The following is a 20,127-nucleotide window of genomic DNA, read 5'->3' on the forward strand; positions in this document are numbered from 1 at the left end:
ACCAGCCCGGTCACCTTGATGACAGTACTCACGGGTGGGGGGTGATGACGGCGCGTCCTTGGATCTTGCCGTCGTGCAGGCGCTGGTATGCCTCGTTGGCACGTTCCAAGGGGAAGTGCTCGACCAGCATCTTGATCTTTTGCTGCTGGGCGAGGGTGATCACTTCCATCAGTTCGGGAAGGGAGCCCCAGTAGGGCGAGGCGACCGAGCACTCGTGCGGCGGGCTCGAGAAGTTGACGGGCAGGGCTCCGCTGCCGAGACCGACGATGGTCAGGTGGCCAAGCATCCTGGCCACCTGAGCAGCCATGCGCAGAGTCGGGTCTATGCCGACCATGTCCAGCACGAGCTGTGCGCCCTGCTGCTCCGTCATGTCCTTGATGTGCGTGACCGCCTCCTCGCCCGAGAGCAGCACCTCGTCCGCGCCCATGCGCTTGGCGGCTTCCAGCTTTCCGGCATCGGTGTCTACGGCGACAACGGTGGTCGCCGCGCTGAGCGCTCGCACCATCTGGATGGCCATCTGGCCCAGACCGCCCACCCCGATCACCACCGCGGTCGAGCCCGGCCCCAGCAGGTGCACCGATCGCTTGACGGCGTGATAGCTGGTCAGCCCCGCGTCGCTGAGCGGGGCGGCCTGGCGGGGGTCGAGTGTGCCCAGCGGAATCAGGAATCGCGCCGCCGGGACCAGCAGGTGCTCAGCCATTCCGCCGTCGTGACCGCCTCCCAGGCCCCCGCCCTGACCACTGACCTTCTGGCAGTAGTTCTCCCGGCCCTCCCGGCAGTTGGCGCACACCCCACAGCCCCAGGGGCCGTAGACCATCACAGGGTCTCCCGGCGCGAACCCGGTGACACCCGGTCCCAGCTTCTCCACCCATCCCGCATTCTCATGGCCGAGCGTGAAGGGTAGTTCCGTGGCGAACCCGGGTGGTGGTCCGGGTGCCTCCATGATGTGCAGATCCGAGTGGCACGCACCGGCACCCCCGACCTTCACCAGGACCTGCCCCGGCCCGGGCTCGGGCACCGGCACCTCGCGCAGCTCGGGCGGTTGCTGCCATCCGACTAGCTGAAAAGCCCGCATAGCGATCCTTCACGCATGCCGAGTCAGTCGCGGATCCCGTCGATGTCGACCAGGAGGTGGCGCGGGCCGCGGAAGATCTGGTTGTGGCGGTACGGCGGTGGGTCCTCTACGAGCCGGGGGTTTTCCACCCGGCGGACGAACTCGTCGACCGCGACCTGGACCTCGAGCCGCGCGAGCGGAGCGCCGAAGCAGAAGTGGATGCCCTGGCTGAACCCAAGGTGCTGGTTGTCCCGGCGTTCGAGGTCAAGCTCGTCGGGGTTGGCAAACCGCTTCGGGTCGCGGTTCGCCGAGCCGTATGCCAGGAAGATCGGCGCGCCCTTCGGGATGGTGGTGCCTGCGATGTCGATGTCTTCCACGGCGGAGCGGGTGTGCCAGAACTGGACCGACGACTCGAAGCGCAGCAACTCCTCGACCCCGGGCACGATCAGCTCGGGCCGGCGGCGCAGCTTCTCGAGCGCGTCTGGGTGCCGCAGCAGGGTGAGCACGCTGTGAGCGATGAGATTGACCGTGGTTTCATGCCCGGCGAAGATCAGGAGCAAGGCATTGCTCACGAGCACGCCCTTGGACATCCCTCCCTCCGGGCCGTCCTCGTTCACCATCGCCGAGAGCATGCCCGGGCCGGGCTGCTGGGCGTACCGGTCGAGCAGCTCAGCTGCGAACTGCCCGAACTCGTTCACGGCCTGGCGACCCCCGGCCAGTCGGCTCTGCATCTCCTCGGAGGCAGCCTCGGGGCCGAAATCCAAGGCGTCCAGGGCCGTCTCGATCCAGCTGTGGAAGCGTGGCTCGTCTTCCAGTGGCACGCCCAGGACTTTGCAGATCACGGTCACCGGCAGGGGATAGGCGAACTCGTCGACGGCATCGATCCGGGTCTTGCCCTGCATGTTGTCCAGCAGGCCGTCCACTATGCGGCGGATCTCGGGTTCCAGCTCGGAGATCAGGTGAGGGGAATGGGGCGGGCCGACGAAATGCGGCGTCATCGTCCGGCGATCTCGATCGTGCTCGGGTGGATCCTGGGTGATGATGTTCGGCTCCAATGAGATGACCGCCTCCGTGATCGGCTCGGCCTCCGCCGAGCCCTCGGCCGGGGCCACAACCGGGACGGGGAGCTTCCTGATATCCGAACTGACCCGGGGGTCGTGCAGCAGCGCGACGATCTCTTGGTAGGTACTGACGACGTAGGTGCCGTCCGGCTGCCGCGCCACCGGTGTCCTGCGGAGTTCCTCGTAGAACGGGTACGGATTGGCGCGGTTGGCGTAGCGAAGGGCCTGCTGCCAGGGGGTTTCCTCGACCATGAGGCTCCCCTCCTTCTTCCTGTCGATGCTGTCCGCTTGCAGGCCCATCCGGCGGGCGCGTCAACGAGGGCGAGACCGGAACTCGGCCCTCCGCTCGCTCGGGTCGTGGCCGGTCAGGACGACGTCGGGGATCGCCGTCGGGACGCCGGGTTGCGGGAACTCGGCCGGGATCGGCTTCATGTCGGGGGGCTGGTCCCAGCCCGGCGGCGGAGGCGGGAACGGACCCGAGTGCTCGATCAGCTTCCCGTAGTACTCCAGCCACTTGCCGTGATCGAAGGTGACGGCGGCGACGATGCGGCCCCGGCGACCGTAGGCGGCGGCGAAGTGGCGCTCCTTGACGGACCCCTGCGTGAAGACGATCTCGTCGCCGAAAGGCGGCACGCCGACGGACTTGATGTTGACGCCGAACTGACCGGACCAGAAGCCGGGCAGCAACAGATGCGGGCGGTAGTGGGGCTCGAGGTTCACCATGTTGTGGGCCGCGGCCTCGGCGCCGAGAACGGCATTGTCCCAGTGCTCCATCGCGAGGAACTGGTACTCGTACAGCACGTGGGGCGCGCGCGCCACGTCCCCTGCCACGTAGATGCTGTCGGTGACCACGCCGTTGATGTCGAAGGCGCGACCGCCGGCGTCGCAACCGACGCCCCAGAAACCGGACGCCAGCCCGGCTCCCTCCAGCCATTCCACGTTGCGGATCGATCCGAGCGAGGCCACCACCACGTCGGCGTCGATGGTGGTTCCGTCCGAGAGATGAGCACGTCGTACGTGTCCGCCGGAGTCGTCCTCCAGTGACGACACGCCCAGCCCGCAGCGCAGGTCCACGCCGTGGTCGCGCTGCATTTCCGCGGCGATCTCACCGATCACCCCGCCGAGCGCGCCGACCAGCGGCCCCGAGCCCCGCTCGACGACGGTCACCGGGAGATCGAGTTCCCGGCAGACGGAGGCCACTTCCGAGCCGATGAACCCCGCGCCGATGACCATGACCCGCGACGGCGGCGCGGCCAGCGCCTTTTGCAGCTGTGCGGCATCACCACGCGAGCGCAGCGTGTAGACCCCGTCCAGGGCGGCCTCGTCCGGGTTCGGCCACTGTCGCGCGCGGGTGCCCGTGGCGATCAGCAACCGGTCGTACGGGATCTGCTCGCCGTCGGCCAGGCGCACCTGCTTGGCGGCCCGGTCCAACCCGGTGGCGGCCACCCCGAGCCGCCACTCCGCATTGACTTCTCGCAGGCGGGGCAGCTTGGTGTGGTCGGCCGGTACCCAGCCTTTGAGTACCTGCTTGGACAGCGGGGGACGGTCGTAGGGCTCGTACGGCTCGTCCCCGATGATGGTCAGAGACCCGGTGAAGCCCTCCTCACGCAGGGCTTCGGCGGCCCGCAGTCCGGCCAGGGACGCACCGACGATGACGATGCGGCCGTTGGCTCTGAACTCGCGCACCAGCCCTGCGACTGTTGCCGGCACGGTCATGACGTCGCGCTCCCCTCCGCGCCGTCCAAGCGGTCGGTCACGATCGCCTGCACCGGACACGCCGCAGCGGCTCGCTCAACCTGCAGGCGCCGCTCGTCATCGGGGTTCGGCTCGTAGGTGAGCGCCTCCTGGCCAGTCAATCTGAAGACCTCGTGCGCCAAATACACGCATTGTGCGTATCCCTGGCACCGATTCAGGTCCACGGCGATCCGCATGGGCAGACTCCTTCCGATCTGCCGCCCAGCTGGACAGCCCACCCGTCGCCCCCGCCGACGCCACCGGCTGAGCACCCGTATGTTCGATCTTCTTCGCCACGGCGGTACCTTCGCGGTGACGCTTACTGCCGGTGAGCTTCACGGTCCCGAGGTCGCGGTACACATCCGATGGCGTCGGCATCAAGGTTTGCCCCGGCCGTTCCGCCCTGAAAAAAATGCTCGCCCCGTCTTCCGACGCAAATCCGCTGTTACGGACGACAACTCTCAGGGCAGTTCTCGTTCTTGATCACTGACCGGTTCATGCACGTCCCGTGGGGCTTGCTTCCGGAGTGCCTGCCCGCATGGAAGCGGCCACCATGATCATGAGCGTTTGTGGAGACAATACGGCCCCGGCCGACCGAGCCGGCTGAAAGCCATACGGATCGTCGGCTTCGGCCACTCGACGACCGTGAGCCCGCAGCCTGCAGGTCACGCACCGCCTGCGGGGCCGGGGCTCTGGGAGGTCACGCAGTGCATGCCGGTGCGCACAAATCCTGACTATCTGCTGGCCAGGGCTTCGGCCTCCGCACGGGCCAGCAACGCTTCCAATGAAGCGGATTCCGCCTCCAGGATCGCTGAGGCGGCGTAGTCGATCGCGAACGACGCATAGTCCTCAGCATCCTCCGCGTTGTGCTCGGCGCGCTTCACGTCATGCTCGTCCTTGCGCTCCTGAAAACGGATCTTGGCCGTCGCTACATGCTCCTGCCATTTGTTCCTTGCCTCATCCAGCGACGCAGCGGCAGCGGCCTTCTGTTCGGCTGCCTCACGGCGGAGTTCCTCTGCCCGCTGTTCCGCCTCCTGCTGAGCCTGTTCGACCGCAGCCGACAACTGCTCCCGGTTCTTGGTGATGGCACTCTGCACCTGCTCTTGCGCGTGCTTCGCCCGATCCGTCAATTGGGTGATGCGGCCCGTCGTCTCCGTCATGGCCCTACCTTTCCGATTGCTCGCAAAAGGGTCCTTATCAACTCCAACACATACGTCAGGAGGCCGCCATACGGGTGGCGACACAGACTGTTCCCAGGCTGGTCGGGTTCCCGGAAGAACCTCACCACCGCCCGCAGCGACCACCGCCGCAATCCACGCTTCCGCCAAGGGGAAACGCGGCCACCGGCGGACGGGGCCTGGACTTCGCCTTCGACTGCGCAGGCGTGCCCATCGTCCGCGAGCAGGCCGCCTCTGTGCTCGGCCCTGAACGGCTCCCTGATCCTGGTGGGCATCATGCCCCAGCCGCTCACCATCAGCGAGGGCCTGACCTTGAACTACCTGCGCAAGCAGGTGCGTGGGCACTACGGCGGCTTTCCCGGCGTCCGTCAGCGGGCTGGTGCGGCTGACCGCAGCTGGCCGTCTCGACCTGGCTCCCTCCCTTACCGACCACATCCCGCTCGCCGACGCCGTCAACCGGCCGGAGAACAAGATCGTCGACCCCGATTCGTCCCCTGACACCTGAACACAAAGTTCAGCGAAGCCACCTCGGGCAGGGGTGAGTGGGCGCCCGTGGTCCCCAGAACACCGGCGCCCACGGCGAGCGGCGAAACCGGGGCGTCAGAACCCTGTGCCGGGCCGAGGGCGCCGCAACCCGGTCGCGGCGGTCAGTGCTGGGGGTGTGGCTGAGAGCGGAACAGAGGCCGTCGTTCGGCGGCGGCGCCGGGAGCCAGGCGGCCGACTTCGACGCGCATCCTGACGGCGTGGAATACCTCAACCACCCCAAGGACTATGGCCATGATGCCCGTGGCCAGGGTGAGCGCGGCGATCGAGGTGAACGGCGAGACGATCAGTACGATGCCCGCCAGCATGCCGATGATCCCGGAGAACAGCATCCAGCCACGCGCCGGCATGGCCGGGGCGGAGGCAGCCGTGGCCGTCGTCGTGGTGCCGCGCAGCAGCCAGCTGAAGCCGATCCACAGGGCGAGCAGCAGGATCGACTGCAGGGTGCCCCGGAAGCAGATCAGCCCGAGCAGGACGGAGAGCGCCCCCGTGAGGAAATGCAGTGCCCGAAGATGCCGGGGGACGTGAGTGCCGAAGGCGGCGGCCAGTTGGAAGACTCCGGTGACCAGCAGGTAGATGCCGAAGAGCACGCCGACGACCCGCAGCGTCTCTTTCGGCCAGGCAAGGACCACGACGCCCAGGGCTATGGCAGCCAGGCCCGTGGTGAGAAGGATCTGCCAGCCCATGTTCGCCAGGGCACCCAGGCTTTCGGTGACGGAGGCGTCTTGTGGCTCTGTGCCGCGCGGGCGCGGAGGGCCGGTGCCTGATGTGGAGTCGGAGGGAGATGGCATACCGTCTCATCCTTCCAGGAACAGCGTGGTCGGATCGGTTCACTTCCATCGTCCCCCCGCCCAGGCATGTATCGCCCGGCGAGGGTGGGTCGGTGGTAAGTCCCCACGAGTACGAATCAACCCCTGCCCAGGTCGGATAAAGAGCCGGTACCAGAATGTGAGAGCTTTCTGCTCGATGCCGATCTGGGCGGCAACGGGGGCGACCGGGCTCCCGGGGGTGGTCCGGGTGCTCCTCCGCGATGCGGACTCAGCCGCCGTCACGGTGGTTCCGTGGCCACGGTTGTGGCGCCCCCGGCTGCCCGGCCGCGGCTGCACAGCATGGGTGTCCAGGCTGTCACGGCGGCCGCGAGGTCGTCTCCGCACGTCCTGCCGGGGCGGGGCCGGGCCGCGGTGGCGAGCACGACCCGGTCGGGACGGAGCAGGACGGCACCCGCGGTGCCCATCCAGTGGACCAGTGCGCTTGTGCCCGGATCGGCACCAAGGTCGGGGCTGCCTGTGCCGGGGGCCGGTCGCCGGGTGTTTTGCAACTGGATGACGCGGGCGTCCAGCGCTCGTACCAGCGCGTACAGGGCCGGGCTGAGCGGCGCGGTGGCCAGGAGCGCGAAGTCTTCGCGGAGCAGGTCGTCCAGCGGGCGTGGGGTGCCGTCGGTGTCGGGGACCAGGGGCTGGGGGCACAGGGTCCCGGGGCGCGGGTGGCCGAGGCGGCGGCGGGAGCTGACCAGGGGGCCCGGCCTCAGCGGTGGGCTGACAACGGACAGCACGCGATCGGAGGCGCCCGGCAGGCGGGCGATGGCGGGCAGGAAGGCATTGCGGGCCAGTGCGGTGCCCGTTCCGCCCCCGGTCATGAGAGCGCCGACGCCCACGGCGGTGCGGATCAGCTGCCGTGCGTGTCGGTGGCGTTCGGCTTGGTAGCTGTTCAGCAGGGCCTCGTTCGCGCGGCCGGTCAGGACGCGGGCGAGCTTCCATGCGAGGTTCTGGGCGTCGCGCATACCCGCGCCCATCCCTTGCCCGATGAAGGGCGGCGTGAGGTGGGCGGCGTCGCCGAGCAGGAAGACGCGGCCCTTGTGCCAGAGGTCGGCGACCTGGGCTCGGAAGGTGTACGAGGCGGTGCGCAGGACGTGCAGTTCGTCCTCGGAGATGCCCGGCGTCCAGGGGGCGATCAGCGCGAGCAGACGCCCCCGGTCGGTGAGCTCCTCCGGCTGCTCGCCGGCGCGCAGGCGGAACTCCCAGCGGTAGCGGTCCTCGCCGACGCGCATGTAGGTGGCCGCACGCTGCGGGTCGCATACCTGGTGGACGCCGTCCCAGGCGGGCAGCGGCCGGCGGCAGCGGACGTCGACGACCAGCCACTGCTGGGCGGTGGCGAGGTCCTGCATCCGGGAGCCGATGGAGGCGCGGACCAGGCTGTTGGCGCCGTCGCACCCCAGGACCGCGTCGGTCAGGAGCGTGTGGGAGCCACCGGTGTCCTCGTCCCGGAAGGAGACCTCCACCGGAGCGCCGCTGTGCGGGGGCGGGGTCACGGCGGTGACCTCGATTCCTCCGCGCAGCGTCACCAGGGGGTGGTTTGTGAGGTTGTCCCGGAGCAACTGCTCGAGTTCGGGCTGGTCGAACATGTTGGCCTGGGGAAAGCCGTGCCGGCCGCAGGGGTTGTCGCGCAGGAACTCGGCCAGCACCCGGTGGGAGCCGTCCAGCAGCCGCATACCGCGGGCGGGGCGGCTGATCTCGCTGAACGTCTCATGGATGCCCATGGCCTGGAGGATGCGGTGCACCTCGTCGTCCAGGTGGACGGCGCGCGGCAGTGGATACGGGGCGCGGTGGCGCTCCAGGACCAGGGCGGGCACGCCGTGGCGGGCGAGGAGGGTGGCGACGGTCAGCCCGGTGGGCCCGGCACCGATCACCACGACGGGCACGTGCTCGGGGGCGGTCACTTGCTCAGGGCTCTCATCAGGCCCAGCAGACGGGCGCGGTCGATTTCGTTGTCCTCGCGCAGCGCGGAGATCGCCTGGAGGAGCATGCCCGGCGACGGGGTGGTGCCGAGGAAGTCCCGGGTGGCGGGCGGGCCCCACTGGGCCAGGCCGGAGGCGGACATGGCGGCCCAGCCGGGTTCCAGCGTGTTGTCGAAGACGTCGCCGTCGGCGTAGTGCTCCATCATGAAGCGGTCGGGGTCACGCCAGTAGTCGAAGATCTGGCTGCCTTGGATGTGTCGGCCGATGCCCCAGGAGCGGTGGTAGCCGCGCTCGCGCAGGTACTGGCCGCCGGCGGCCAGCGTGTCCAGGTCGGCGACCTGATAGGCGGAGTGGACATAGCCCGTGTCGGGGCCCAGGTGCATGGCCAGGGTGTGGTGGTCGGCGGGTTCGCTGCCGCGGTCGCAGCGGATGAAGGCCATGGTGGGGCCGCGGTCGCGCTGCCCGTCCAGATAGAGGAAGTCACTGACGATCAGGCCGAGGTGCTGCAGATACCAGTCCAGGGCGCGCCGGAAGACCCGGGTGGACAACACGACGTGGCCCAGGCGCTGCACCTGGGAGGGTATGCGGGGCGGGCGCTGGGTGGCGTTGACCCGGGCGGCTGCGGGAGTGGTGCCGGTGTTGAGGACCAGGGTCTGTTGCAGCGGTTGTGCGGGCTCCTCCGTGACGCCGTGCACGACGCGCACCGGGATGCCGGAGGGGTCGAGCAGGTCCACGGCGCGGCCTCGGCCGTACTCGGTGAGGGTCCGGACCTTGTGGCCTGTGGCACGGGCCAGCCGGTCGAGGTCGGCGGCGTCGGCAGCCTGGAAGGCGGGGCCGATGAACCGGGAGGCGGGGCCGCGGCGGATCACCAGGCAGTGGGTGCCGGCCATGGCGCCGCGAAGGTAGAGGGCGTCATCGGTACGGGCGGCGGTGGTCAGGCCGAAGTCGTGGGCGAAGGTCTCGGCGCGGTCCAGGTCGGGCTTGGTGAACTCCAGCCAGGCCAGGTCGATCACCTTGATGACGGGCTGAGTCGCGCGGCCGGGGTGTTCCCCGCGCAGGGCGCCCTGTTCGCTGTGCAGGCCCTGGTGGGCGTCGGCGGCGGGGGCGGGGGTCGGGTCGTTCATGGCGTGTCCCTTCGGCGGCTTCCCGCGACTGCTTTGGTGCGGCAGTGTCGCGAGATCCAAGAGGCGAGTGCGGGGTGGGAAGGGTGGGGCGCGGCCCCGCCGACCGTGGCAGCGGTCGGCGGAGCGGGTGGCACCAGCCGCGGCGAATTCCCCTACCGGGCCAGCAGGGTGTCGAGTGCGGTGGTGAGTTCGGCGACCGGGTCGGTGGCCGCGCCCTGGGCACGCCAGCCGATGAAGCGGTCCGGGCGCACCAGGACGGCGCCGTGCGGGCTGTGCTCGCGTGCGGCGGTCCAGGTGGAGCGCAGGTCGCGGAAGTCGCCGTCGAGGTGGCCGACCCGGATCGCGTCCAGCGGCAGCCCGCTCTGGGCGGCGATCTTCTCTGCGGCCTCGCACCAGGCCTGGCCGTCCTCCCCGGCGATCAGCAGGAAGCGGCCGGGGCGGACCAGGCGGGCCAGGGCCACGCGGTTGGCGTCGAGGTCCTCCAGCCAGGCGTGGGGCAGCGGGTGTCCGGGGCGGGCGGCGGGCCTGTAGACGCGGACGGGGTCGGCGTTTTCGGGTGCGGGAGTGCCGTCGGGGACGATGGCCGCGGAGTCGTAGGTGTAGCCGAACTCGATGCCCAGTTCGTTGAATTCCATGGACTGGGCGGCCACGGTGGTCAGGAAGGTGCGGCGGAAGTCGATGTCGGCGGGGTCCTCGCTCCACAGGCGGCGGGCCTGCCGCCAGTTCTCCTCCTCACCGGCCTGCGGCCCGCCGCCGAAGAGGGCGTTGATCGCGATGTGGTTCATGGCGTTCTCCAGCGAACGCTGAACATTGGCGGCGTCCGACGGGCGCCGCTCGGCCCCGTAGGTGTCCAGCAGGGCGTCGCCGGCATGGCCGTTCAGCACGGCGGCGAGCTTCCAGGTGAGGTTCTGGACGTCGTGCATGGCGGAGGTCAGGCCGAGGCCGCCGGTGGGCGGGTGGCGGTGGGCGGCGTCGCCGGCGATCAGGACGCGGCCGGAGCGGTATCGGTCGGCGACCACGCCCTCCAGGGACCAGCGGGAGATCATGTGGACCGTCACCTGCTCCGCGGTCAGCCCCAGCGCCTTGCGCATGTCCGTCAGCACAGCGTCGTCGTCCAGCGCGCGGCCGTCCTCGGGCCCGTAGTTGAGGTGGAAGACCCACTCCTCGGACTCGGGGCCCCAGTGGTCGGGGCCCATGGGCACCAGGACGCCGGGGATGCCGAGGTTGGGCAGCCACAGCCAGCGGATCAGCACATCGGGGTCGGTCGCCCACCGGGACAGGTCGGCGGAGAGGTGGAAGGAGACCACGCGGGCGAGGTTGCGCACGCCCTCCTGGGCGATGCCCACGGCGGGACCGACGGTGCGGCCGCCGTCGCAGCCCAGCAGGTAACGGGCCCGCACGCGGTAGGTCTCGCCGGTGTCGCGGTCGGTGACGGCGGCGGTGACGCCCTCGTCGTCCTGGGCGAGTTCGGTCAGCTCGTGGTGGAACCGGACCCGGCCGGGCGCGAGTTCCTCGGCGCGGGCGCGCAGGACCGGCTCCAGGCGGATCTGGGGCAGGTTGGCCTGCCGCTCGGGGCTGGCCGCGAGCCACTCGGGGGAGTCGCCGCCGGCCCCCCATGCCTCCATCTTGGCGACGCGGCGGCCGTAGTCCTCGTGGTCGCCGGCCAGGCCGACGTACCAGGCGGTGTGGGACATCTGCTCGGCCGGTGTGGAGGCGGCGTAGATGGTGTCGGCCGTGTCGACGTCGCGCATGACCTCCATCGCGCGTTGGTTCAGGACATGGGCCTTGGGCAGGACGGAGGTGCTGGGCCAGGCGGTGACCAGCAGGGACTCGACGCCGATGCGGCTGAGCAGCATGGAGGCGGTGAGCCCCGCACCGCCGCCGCCGACGATGAGGACAGGGACGTCGATGTCGTTCATGGGTACTCCGTGGGGTGTCGCGGCTCGGGGCCAAGGGGCAGGGGACGGCTCAGGAGAGGCGGGGCAACAGCGCGAGGGCGTTGCCCCGGTTGATGGCGTGGTGCGCGGCGGTGTCGAGGCCGTGGTAGCGGTCGTACTCGCCGGTGAAGTGGGCGACGGCGATTTCGGGTGCGAAGGGCCCGTCGGTTCCGAAGACCACCCGGTCGGGGCGGGCGAAGGCCAGCAGGCTGGGGAGTGCCGAGGGGCTGCCGGACAGGGCGGTGTCGAACCAGAAGCTGCGCAGGTCCTCGAGGATCTCTTCGTAGCCGCGGCCGGTCTCGGCGACCAGGGCGGCGGTGATCCGGTGGGCGGCGTAGGGGAGGAAACCTCCCGCGTGGGACAGAATGATCTTCAGGTTGGGGTAGCGGCATGGGACGCCGTGCAGGACCAGGTTGGCCGCGGCGCGGGTGGTGTCGAGAAGGAAATCCGCGGCGAACGGCGGCAGCCCTGGCATGGGCGGCGCGGGCAGCTGCGAGGGATGGACGAACACGACGGCACGGCGCCGGTCCAGTTCGGCAAGGAGCGGGTCGTGGCCGGGGTGTCCCAGGTAGACACCGTCGGTGTTGGCTAGCAGTACGACGCCGTCGGCGGCCAGTTCGTCCAGGGCGTGGGTGGCGGCGGCCTCGGCGGCGTCCGGGTCGGGCAGCGGTACGGTGGCGACGTACCCGAACCGGACAGCACTGCGGTTTCGATGGCGTAGGTGTCCATCAGGGCGATGGCGTGCTGGGGGCTCCATGGCGGCAGTTCGCGGCCACCGGGAGCGTGGATGTTCTTCGACTTCAGCCACCGGGTGTAGGCCGGGGGCAGCAGATGCTGGTGGACGTCGATGCGGCTCATGGTGGTGCTCCTCCCGGTGCCCAGCCGGCGGCTGGGCGGTCACGGCCGCGCGTGCTGACGGCGCCGGCCACGGGGTGTGGGCCTGCTAGCCGCTAGCCAGCAGGACGAGATGGACTGCGGCCAGGGCGCCCACGACGGCGGCCGGCAGGCAGCGGGCGGCCGGGTCGCTGCTGCGCAGGTGTACGACCACGGCTCCGGCCATGAGCAGGATCAGGCCCCCTGAGGCGGCGGCACCGAGCGCGGTGATCCGCAGGCCGGCCAGCAGCCCGGCCGCGGCCGCCACCTCCAAGGTGCCCAGCAGGCGGTAGTGGGTGGTGGTCATGCCGACGTGGGCCGCGGCCTGCCGCATCGCGGGGACTGCCGCGAGCTTGGCCGACCCCAGCAGGAGGAAGAGCGCGGCGAGGACGACGGCCAGGACGGTGGTAGTGGTGCTCATGGAGGTTCTCTCTGTGCGGAAGGGGATGGTCTGCTGCCATCGGGAACCGGGTCGCAGCGACCCGGTTCAGGTGACGGGCTGGGGGGCGTACTGCCAGTTGAGGACGTACCGGTCGAGGGCTGCGGTGACCCTGTGCCGCACCGTCTCGTCGGCAGGGGCGGGCACCATGACGCGGACCCCTCCGTCGTGCGGCCGGCACACGATCCGTTCGGGGTCGCAGTCCGCGCCCTGGGCGGCCAGTTCGGCCAGGACCGCACGGCGGGTGGCGTCCAGGCGAAGGCCGAGCTTGTAGGGCTTGCCGACGGCGGTGAGCGGGATGGCGTCGATCACGATCACCTCCCGCGGCGCGGCGGCGCGCTCCGGGGCCCGTTCGGTGGCCCAGGTGAGCAACTCGGCCGGATCCACGCGGGCGCCGAGGGTGAGGGTGACGTAGGCGACGGGTACCTCGCCGGCGTGCGGGTCGGGGCGGCCCACCGCCGCGGCGGCGGTGACCTCGGGGTGGGCAAGGAGGGCGTCCTCGATCCCGGCGGGGTCGATGTTGTGACCCCCGCGAATGATCAAGTCTTTGGCGCGGCCGGCGAGATGGATGAAGCCGTCGACGTCGATGCGCGCCAGGTCGCCCGTGTCCAGCCAGCCGTCGTGGATCTTCCCGTCGGTCTCCAGGCGCGGCCCGTGGGCGGTGTGCTCGGCGACGTAGCCCGCGAAGACGATGGGGCCGCTGACGGCCAGGACCCCGGTGGCGCCCGGCGGCAGGTCCTGCCACTTGCCGGTGTCCTGGTCGATGTGCACGGTCTTGAGCTGCTGGTAGGGCAGGCGCCGGCCGACGGTGCCGGGCCGGGTGTGACCGGGCACGCCGAGGGCGGAGGCGCAGGTCGCCTCGGTCAGCCCGTAGCCCTCGCACAGCGGGATGCCGGTGTGCTCCTCGAACGACTCCCGTACGGCGGGCGGTAGCGGGGAGGCGCCGACGGCGGCGAACCGCATGCTGGAGATGTCCGCGTCGACGGGGACGCGGGCGAGGACGGAGTACACGGTGGGTACGCCGGACATGGCGGCGACGCGGTAGTGCTCCACCAGCTTCCAGAACACCCCGTACAGCTCGGGATCGCGGTAGCCCAGCGGCCCAGCCCACACCACCCGCTGGCCGCGCAACAACGGGCCGAGCAAGGTGACCATCAGGGCGTTGACGTGGAACAGCGGCAGCGCCGCGAACATCACCGAGTCCGTGGCAAGGGGGATGCTTGCTGCCACCATCCAGGCGTCGACGACCTCGTTGGCGTGCGTGTGCGCGGCGAGTTTGGGGGTGCCGGTGGTGCCGCCGGTGTGGAAGTAGGCAGCCAGGTCCCCGGCGTCCGGGGGCTCGATGTCCACCAGCCGGTCGGCGGGATGGGACGCGGCCAGCTCTGCGAGGTACCCCACGCGTACGCCCTCGACCGGTTCCAGGACCGGGGCGGGGCCGTCGGCCGCGGTGGGGGCCAGGGCCAGCAGCGCGTCCAGGCGCAGGGAGGCGGCGACCTGGCGGGCCGTGGCCCACACCTGCGGGTCCAGCTGCGGACCGGCGGCGATGAGCACCCGCGCGCCGCCGCGCCGCAGCAGCTGCTCGACGTGCTCGGACGCCAGGCCCGGGTTCACCGGGGCGGCGATGCCCGCGGCCTGTGCGGCCAGCAGGGCGGCGGGCAGCTCCGCGGTGTTCGGCGCGAGCAAGCCCACGGCGGCGCGGCGGGTGACGCCGAGAGAGCGCAGCAGGTTCGCCGTGCGATGCACCTGGTCGCGCAGCTGAGCGAAGGTCGCGGTGGCGGGGCGCAGGAAGCGCGCGGCATCGGGCAGCACGGTCAGGGCCGGGCGGTCGGGCCACAGGCGGGCGGCGCGGAGCAGGGCGTCGTAGGTGGTGGCGGGCAGACCGCGCTCGTGCAGCGGGACGGCCTCGATGGCGGGCAGGTCCGCGGGATTGTCGTGGGCAGGCCACAGCAGGTCGGTGGGTGTGAGTGTCACCGGTGCGCCTTTGCAGGGTGAGGGATGGGGGTGAGTGGCCGGTCCGGTACGGGGATGCCGGGCCGGCCGGTCCCGGGCGGGCCGCCCGGGAGCCGTCAGCGGGCGCGCACCACCGTGCGCTGCTCGCCGAGATCGAGGACGCCGTCGTCGGTCGCGATGCGGGCCGTGACGACGTCGCCGTCCTTCAGGTAGTCGGGATTGCTCTCCTGGCGGGCGAAGAACTTCTGCCAGCGCTTGTGCGGGGGCAGCAGGGCGGCCAGCGTGGCCAGGAGCTTGCCCGGGGATTTGAGGGCGGTGCCGCCTGGGGTGCCGGTGAGCAGGACGTCACCGGGCTTCAGGGTCTGGAAGCGGGCCAGCAGGCTGAGTGCGCGCGCGGGCCGGACGATCATGTCCGTGGTGGTGCGGTCCTGTCGCGTGGCCCCGTTGACCTTCAACGTGAGCCGCAGGTCCGGCAGGCGGGCCAGGTCGTCGGCGTCGACCAAAAGCAGGCGGGGGCCGAGCGGGGTGAAGGTGGGGTACGACTTGGACTCGTAGAACTGGGTCTTGGGCAGCTGCAGGTCGCGGGCGCTGACGTCATCGGCGACGACCAGCGCGGCGACATACTCCGGCAGGGTGGAGTCGGTGACCTCGGTGCCGATGGGTAGGTCCGCGCCCATTACGAGGCCGAGTTCGACCTCGTAGTCCAGGAAGCGCACGTGCTGTGGACGCATGATGTCCTGGTAGGGGCCGCTGACGGACCCGGAGGCCTTGCGGAAGAACGCGGGCGGGACGGTGTCCGGGTCGAATCCGGAGTCCACTGCGTGGGAGCGGTAGTTGACCATCTGCGCCACCACCCGGCAGGGGGTGGTGACGGGCGACAGCAGCTCCTCTTCCCCAGCGGAAAGCCCGGCGTCCGGGTCGGCCGCGGCGCGGGCGGCCGCCTCCTGCACGGCCAAGCGGTCGGCGAGCAGGCCGGCGGTGGTGTCCGCATCGGTGACGACGCGGTGCAGCCGTCCTGTGCCGCTCTCCACCCACCAGCCGTCTGCGGTGCGGACGACCTGGATACTCATCGGCTCTCCTGAGTCCTGGACAGCGTCGACCGAACTGCTCCTGCGAGCAACCTCCGGTCATTAGTGATGACAGAATCAGTCCAGATGGTGAACTCGTCAAGAGGTATTTCCATCACTGATGAGCAACCATTATTGATCCCATGGGTAAGGTGTGGGGATGACCAACGACGGACAGGGCAGGGGCAACAGCCAGGCGCCCAACCGCCTGGATCGGCGCAAGGCACGCACCCGGGCCGCGCTGGTCGCCGCCGCGCAGAGGTTTCTCGCCGAGCAGGGGCGGGCCGACGTGAGCATCCAGGAGATCACCGAGGCGGCGGACGTCGGCTTCGGCTCCTTCTACAACCACTTCACCAGCAAGGACGAGCTGTTCGACGCCGCCGTCGCTCTCACCCTGGAGGAACACGGCGCTCTTCTGGACTCCGTCGTAGGAGACCTGAAGGACCCGGCGGAGATCTTCTCCGCCAGCGTCCGCCTGACCGGCCGACTGCAGCGCAGCCATCCCCGGATTGCCAGGATCCTCGTACGCACCGGCATGCCGTACCTGACGTCCGAGAGCGGTTTGGCCCCGCAGGCGATGCGGGACCTGCAGGCCGCCGCCGACAGCGGGCGGCTGGACATCGACGACCCGCATACCGCGGTCGCCATGGCCGGCGGCGCCCTGCTCGGAGTACTGCACCTCCTGGAGAGCCGCCCCGACCTCGATGCCGAGCGCGTCACCGATCAACTGGCCGCCCGCCTACTGTGCATGTTCGGCCTGACACGCACCGAAGCACAGGAGATCGCCACCCGGCCCCTGCCCGCGACCTGACCTGGGCGATTTCCGGCGCACGCAGCGCGTCGCGGACTTCACCCGCTGGGTGGGGCGGCACCGTGATGCCGGATCGGCGAGCTGACCGCTGGTCCGTCCCGCCGACCTCGAAGGCCTCTGGGTGGCTCTACGGGGCGCGCGTCGCCCAGGCGCTGGCTCTCAGGCTGCAGGCGGCCATCGACCGCGAGGGCTGGTCTGTCGCGGAGCTGTCTCGCAACAGCGGCGTCGCTCGCTTCACGATCAGTAAGGCACTCAACGGGGAGGCCTGCTGTCTGCCGCCACGCAGCCTCAGAGTTGGATGGGCAGGTGGCGGGGTCCGCGGAGCATGGCGTTCTGCCGGTAGGGGGGCGGGTCCTCGACCAGGCGGGCCGTGCCGAGGTGGGGGATCAGCGCGCCGAGTGCGGCCTGGGCCTCGATGGGGGCGAGGGGCGCGCCGCAGCAGAGGTGAATGCCGCTGCCGAAGCCGAGGTGCTGGTTGTCCGGACGGGTGGGGTCGAACCGGTCGGGCTCGTGGAACCGCATGGGGTCACGGTTGCCCGAGGCCAGCACCAGGACGACGGACGTGTCCTCGGGGATCGTGGTGCCGACGACGTCGATGTCGGCACGTGGGATGCGTTCGCGCATGTGGACCGGGGGTTCGTAGCGCAGGAGTTCCTCCACCGCTCGGGGCAGCAGGTCGGGGTCGTGGCGCAGGTGGTCCAGGTGCTCGGGGTGGCGCAGGAAGGTGAGCACCCCGTTGGTGATCAGGTTGACCGTGGTCTCGTGTCCCGCGATGAGGAGCAGCACGGCGGTTTCTGCGAGTTCCTCCTGGGCGAGCCGCAGCGCCGGGTCCGGCTCGTTGGCGAAGGCGGAGAGCATGTCGTCGCTCGGATTGCCACGGCGCTGCTCGGCGAGGTTCACCAGGTACCCGCCCATCTCGATGCGCGCCTGGTCGCTGGCCTTGTCCGTCTCGGTGGTGTCCGCTTCGGGCCTGACGTCGGCGGCTGCGACCAGAGCATCGGACCAGGCCCGGAACAGCGGCTCGTCTTCGCGCGGTACGCCGAGCAGGCGGCAGATCACCGTGACGGGCAGCGGGTAGGCGAAATCGTCGACGACGTCGATCTGCCGACCCGCCTCGAAGGGCTCCATCAGTTCCTTGGTGATCTGGTCGATCTCGCCGCGCATGGGGTCGACCCGGCCAGGGCTGTGCAGCGGGCCGAACGGCCGCATGGCCAGGGTGCGCAGCCTGTGGTGCTCCGGGTCGTCGAGCCGCAGGAACGGCGGCTTGTGTGTCACTTCGCCACGGCTGTGGGGGGCGACACTCATCCGCGGGTCGTGGAGCAGAGCCGCGATCTCGTGGTAGGTGCCGACCAGACAGCTGCCGTCCGTCTGCCGCACCACGGGACCGGCCCCACGGAGTTCCGCGTACAGCGGGTAGGGGTTGGGGCGGTTGGCGTAGTCGGTGATCCGTGCCAGCAGGGTGTCGGAGTCCATGGTGGCTCCTCGTGGTCGGGCGGGACCTGGGTCAGCCCGTGGGCTGCACCACGGTCAGCCGGCGGTCGGGCAGGTATCCGGTGAGCGCCACGGTGGGGCCGTGGGACAGCCCGCTCGGGTCCGGCACGTCGGACGGAATCGTGATGTCGGCCGCGATCGCACGGTCCTGCGCGCCGGGTGGCGGAGGGAATGGAGCGGCCGTCTCGATCAGGTGCTTGTAGTAGTTGAGCGACTTGGCCATGTCGACGGTGACCGTGGCGGTGACCCGCCCCTGGTGGCCGTAGACCATGGCCAAGCGGCGCGCCTCCAGAGAGCCTTGGGCGATGACCACATGGTCGGAGTAGGTGGGCACGCCCACCGACTTGATGTTGAGCCCGAACTGGTTCGACCAGAACGATGGGATGGCCAGGTGCGGGCGCTGCAGAGGCCGCGGACTGACCATGTTGTGTGCCGCCACCTCGGCCTGCTCGACCGCGTTGCCCCAGTGCTCCAGGGACAGCATCTGGTAGCCGAACAACGGGTGGGGGAAGCGGGAGACATCACCGGCCACGAAGATGTCGTCGGTGACGATCCCGTACATGTTGAAGGCCCGGCACCCCGCGTCGCAGGCGGTCCCGCACGGGCCCGCCGCCAGCCCAGACTCCGCCAGCCACTCGACGTTGCGTACCGCGCCCAGCGCAGACGTCGGCGTCGACGCGGCTGCCGTCGGACAGCTCCGCACCGGTGAAGCTGCCGTTCCCGCGCAGGGCGGTCACCGTCACCCCGGTGCGCAGGTCCACGCCGTGGTTGCGCTGCATGACGGCCGCGAGCTTCGACAGGGTGCCGCCGAGCGCGGCCACCAGGGGTGCGGGGCCAGGTTCGGCGACCGTGACCTCCAGCCCCCGTTCCCGGCAGGCCGAGGCGATCTCCGAGCCGGTGAAGCCGCCGCCGATCACCAGCACCCGTTCCGGCCCCGCGGCCAGCCGCTCGGCCAGTCCTGCGGCGTCCTCACACGTCCGCAGGGCGAACACCCCATCCAGGGCGGCCTCCTCCGGGTTGGGCCAGGGCCGCGCCCGGGTCCCGGTGGCGATCAGTAGCCGGTCGTACGGCAGCGACTCTCCGTCGGCCAGCATCACCCGTTTCCCGAGGACATCCAGGCCGGTGGCGCGGACTCCCAGCCGCCAGTCGGCACGGGGCCCGGCGCATCGGCAGCCCGGTGGTGTCCGCCGTCGCCTGGCCGAGCAGCACCTGCCTGGACAGCGGTGGCCGGTCGTAGGGCGGGTGGAGCCCGTCCCCGACCACCGTCAGTGAACCGGTGAAGCCCTCCTCGCGCAGCGCCTCCGCGGCTCTCAGCCCGGCCAGCGACGCGCCGACGATGACGATGACGATACGGCCGTCGCGTCGCGGACCGGGCCGCAGTGGTCTAGCTGGGCGGGCAGGCCGCGACGCAGGGCCATGCCGGTCGCGCGGGCCACCTTCCCACCGACGGCCGCCGCGAGGGCACCGAGGCCGTCGGTGCGTCGACTCAGACCCTCTTCGGTGAGGTGCCCTCGACATTTCCATACACCGTATGGTAGTACTGAAAGGGCGATTCCATGCGGCGTATGGAAAAGCTTGCTCGGGCAACGCCAGGCGCATCACATCGCCTGCACAAGCAGCGGATGGTGCAGGTCGCACCAATTCGGAAGGAAAGACCATGAAGAAGCTCACGAACGCGGTCGCGCTCGTGGCGTCCTCGGGCCGGACGGTGACCGAGGTCGCCCAGGAACTCGGCGTCAGCTCGGAGAGTCTGCGGGGCTGGGTGAAGAAGGCGAACGGCGTCGGGCAGACCGCCGCGGGGGCGCGATGCCATCCGGTAACGGGCTGGACGCGGCCGAGCGGGAGGAACTCAAGCGACTGCGCAAGCGCGCCGCCGACCAGGCCCAGACGATGACCTACTCTCGGCCCGGTGCAGCCGGCGGATCTCAGCCCAGTCCTCCACGTCAATCACCCTCTCCTCCTGACCTCGATGAAGATCACGATGATCAGAAGATCGCGAGGTGGGTCACCGTTCATCCGTCGATCAGCGGTCAGTTTTCAGGTTCTGGATCACTTTCAGTGCAGGCCTGACGGACGGTCACCGCCGCGTCGTTTCCGGCACGCGGGTCAGCGGGCGAGGAGGACACGCTTG

General features: G+C 70.4%; 17 protein-coding genes and 1 pseudogene. 3 read left to right on the plus strand and 15 right to left on the minus strand.

Annotated features, from left to right (window positions below; genetic code table 11):
* Positions 1-28: 28 nt before the first annotated feature.
* From ACFYXB_RS39755 to ACFYXB_RS39775, 5 genes are all read right to left on the minus strand, one after another.
* Entirely contained in the window at positions 29-1,075 is a 1,047-nt protein-coding gene (locus ACFYXB_RS39755) for an NAD(P)-dependent alcohol dehydrogenase (RefSeq protein WP_389589892.1), read from the minus strand.
* A gap of 23 nt (positions 1,076-1,098) precedes the next feature.
* Positions 1,099-2,367 carry a cytochrome P450 gene (locus ACFYXB_RS39760; protein ID WP_389589894.1) on the minus strand — a complete coding sequence of 423 codons (1,269 nt, stop codon included), beginning with the start codon at positions 2,365-2,367 and terminating at the stop codon, positions 1,099-1,101.
* Between the two features lie 60 nt (positions 2,368-2,427).
* Entirely contained in the window at positions 2,428-3,831 is a 1,404-nt protein-coding gene (locus ACFYXB_RS39765) for an FAD-dependent oxidoreductase (protein WP_351362112.1), read from the minus strand.
* Positions 3,828-4,046, minus strand: coding sequence for a ferredoxin (locus ACFYXB_RS39770; protein ID WP_388505405.1), 219 nt, complete (start codon positions 4,044-4,046; stop codon positions 3,828-3,830). Before ACFYXB_RS39770 ends, ACFYXB_RS39765 begins: the two co-directional genes overlap by 4 nt.
* Before the next feature lie 537 nt (positions 4,047-4,583).
* Positions 4,584-5,009: a hypothetical protein gene (locus tag ACFYXB_RS39775; RefSeq protein WP_351362109.1), complete on the minus strand. Its 426-nt coding sequence runs from the start codon at positions 5,007-5,009 to the stop codon at positions 4,584-4,586.
* A gap of 355 nt (positions 5,010-5,364) precedes the next feature.
* On the opposite strand from ACFYXB_RS39775, the gene ACFYXB_RS39780 reads away from it, so the two are divergent.
* A complete protein-coding gene (locus ACFYXB_RS39780; RefSeq protein ID WP_351362106.1) occupies positions 5,365-5,532 on the plus strand; it encodes a hypothetical protein in 168 nt (55 codons plus the stop codon).
* A gap of 142 nt (positions 5,533-5,674) precedes the next feature.
* On the opposite strand, the gene ACFYXB_RS39785 is transcribed toward ACFYXB_RS39780, so the two are convergent.
* The 8 genes from ACFYXB_RS39785 to ACFYXB_RS39820 all read right to left on the minus strand — a co-directional run bounded on the left by ACFYXB_RS39785 (position 5,675) and on the right by ACFYXB_RS39820 (position 15,697).
* Positions 5,675-6,361 (minus strand): HdeD family acid-resistance protein, encoded by a 687-nt coding sequence (locus ACFYXB_RS39785; RefSeq protein WP_389589897.1) that lies wholly within the window; start codon positions 6,359-6,361, stop codon positions 5,675-5,677.
* Between the two features lie 257 nt (positions 6,362-6,618).
* A complete protein-coding gene (locus ACFYXB_RS39790; protein WP_389589898.1) occupies positions 6,619-8,286 on the minus strand; it encodes a bifunctional 3-(3-hydroxy-phenyl)propionate/3-hydroxycinnamic acid hydroxylase in 1,668 nt (555 codons plus the stop codon).
* A complete protein-coding gene (locus tag ACFYXB_RS39795; protein WP_389589900.1) occupies positions 8,283-9,428 on the minus strand; it encodes a VOC family protein in 1,146 nt (381 codons plus the stop codon). The genes ACFYXB_RS39790 and ACFYXB_RS39795 overlap by 4 nt, the downstream gene beginning before the upstream one ends.
* A 152-nt stretch (positions 9,429-9,580) precedes the next feature.
* Complete coding sequence (locus tag ACFYXB_RS39800) at positions 9,581-11,347, minus strand: FAD-dependent monooxygenase (protein WP_389589901.1); 1,767 nt, start codon at positions 11,345-11,347, stop codon at positions 9,581-9,583.
* A 49-nt stretch (positions 11,348-11,396) separates the two neighbouring features.
* A complete protein-coding gene (locus tag ACFYXB_RS39805; RefSeq protein ID WP_389589902.1) occupies positions 11,397-12,122 on the minus strand; it encodes an amidohydrolase family protein in 726 nt (241 codons plus the stop codon).
* Positions 12,123-12,308: 186 nt separating this feature from the next.
* Positions 12,309-12,659, minus strand: coding sequence for a DoxX family protein (locus tag ACFYXB_RS39810; protein ID WP_389589903.1), 351 nt, complete (start codon positions 12,657-12,659; stop codon positions 12,309-12,311).
* Positions 12,660-12,725: 66 nt separating this feature from the next.
* Positions 12,726-14,648 carry an acyl-CoA synthetase gene (locus ACFYXB_RS39815; RefSeq protein WP_389589905.1) on the minus strand — a complete coding sequence of 641 codons (1,923 nt, stop codon included), beginning with the start codon at positions 14,646-14,648 and terminating at the stop codon, positions 12,726-12,728.
* A gap of 95 nt (positions 14,649-14,743) precedes the next feature.
* Positions 14,744-15,697, minus strand: coding sequence for a fumarylacetoacetate hydrolase family protein (locus ACFYXB_RS39820; RefSeq protein WP_389589906.1), 954 nt, complete (start codon positions 15,695-15,697; stop codon positions 14,744-14,746).
* 157 nt (positions 15,698-15,854) lie between these two features.
* Between ACFYXB_RS39820 and ACFYXB_RS39825 the strand changes: the two genes are divergently transcribed.
* Positions 15,855-16,505, plus strand: coding sequence for a TetR/AcrR family transcriptional regulator (locus ACFYXB_RS39825; protein ID WP_389589907.1), 651 nt, complete (start codon positions 15,855-15,857; stop codon positions 16,503-16,505).
* Between the two features lie 288 nt (positions 16,506-16,793).
* On the opposite strand, the gene ACFYXB_RS39830 is transcribed toward ACFYXB_RS39825, so the two are convergent.
* Together ACFYXB_RS39830 and ACFYXB_RS39835 are read right to left on the minus strand one after the other, a co-directional pair.
* A complete protein-coding gene (locus ACFYXB_RS39830; RefSeq protein ID WP_389589909.1) occupies positions 16,794-17,978 on the minus strand; it encodes a cytochrome P450 in 1,185 nt (394 codons plus the stop codon).
* Positions 17,979-18,009: 31 nt separating this feature from the next.
* Positions 18,010-19,376, minus strand: a pseudogene (locus ACFYXB_RS39835) (NAD(P)/FAD-dependent oxidoreductase).
* Between the two features lie 277 nt (positions 19,377-19,653).
* Here ACFYXB_RS39835 and ACFYXB_RS39840 point away from each other — a divergent pair.
* Positions 19,654-19,890, plus strand: a complete 237-nt coding sequence (locus tag ACFYXB_RS39840) for a transposase (RefSeq protein ID WP_389589911.1) — start codon at positions 19,654-19,656, stop codon at positions 19,888-19,890.
* Positions 19,891-20,127: the final 237 nt, after the last annotated feature.

Origin of the sequence: Streptomyces sp. NPDC002619 (genome assembly GCF_042889305.1) — a bacterium.
Classification (GTDB): domain Bacteria; phylum Actinomycetota; class Actinomycetes; order Streptomycetales; family Streptomycetaceae; genus Streptomyces.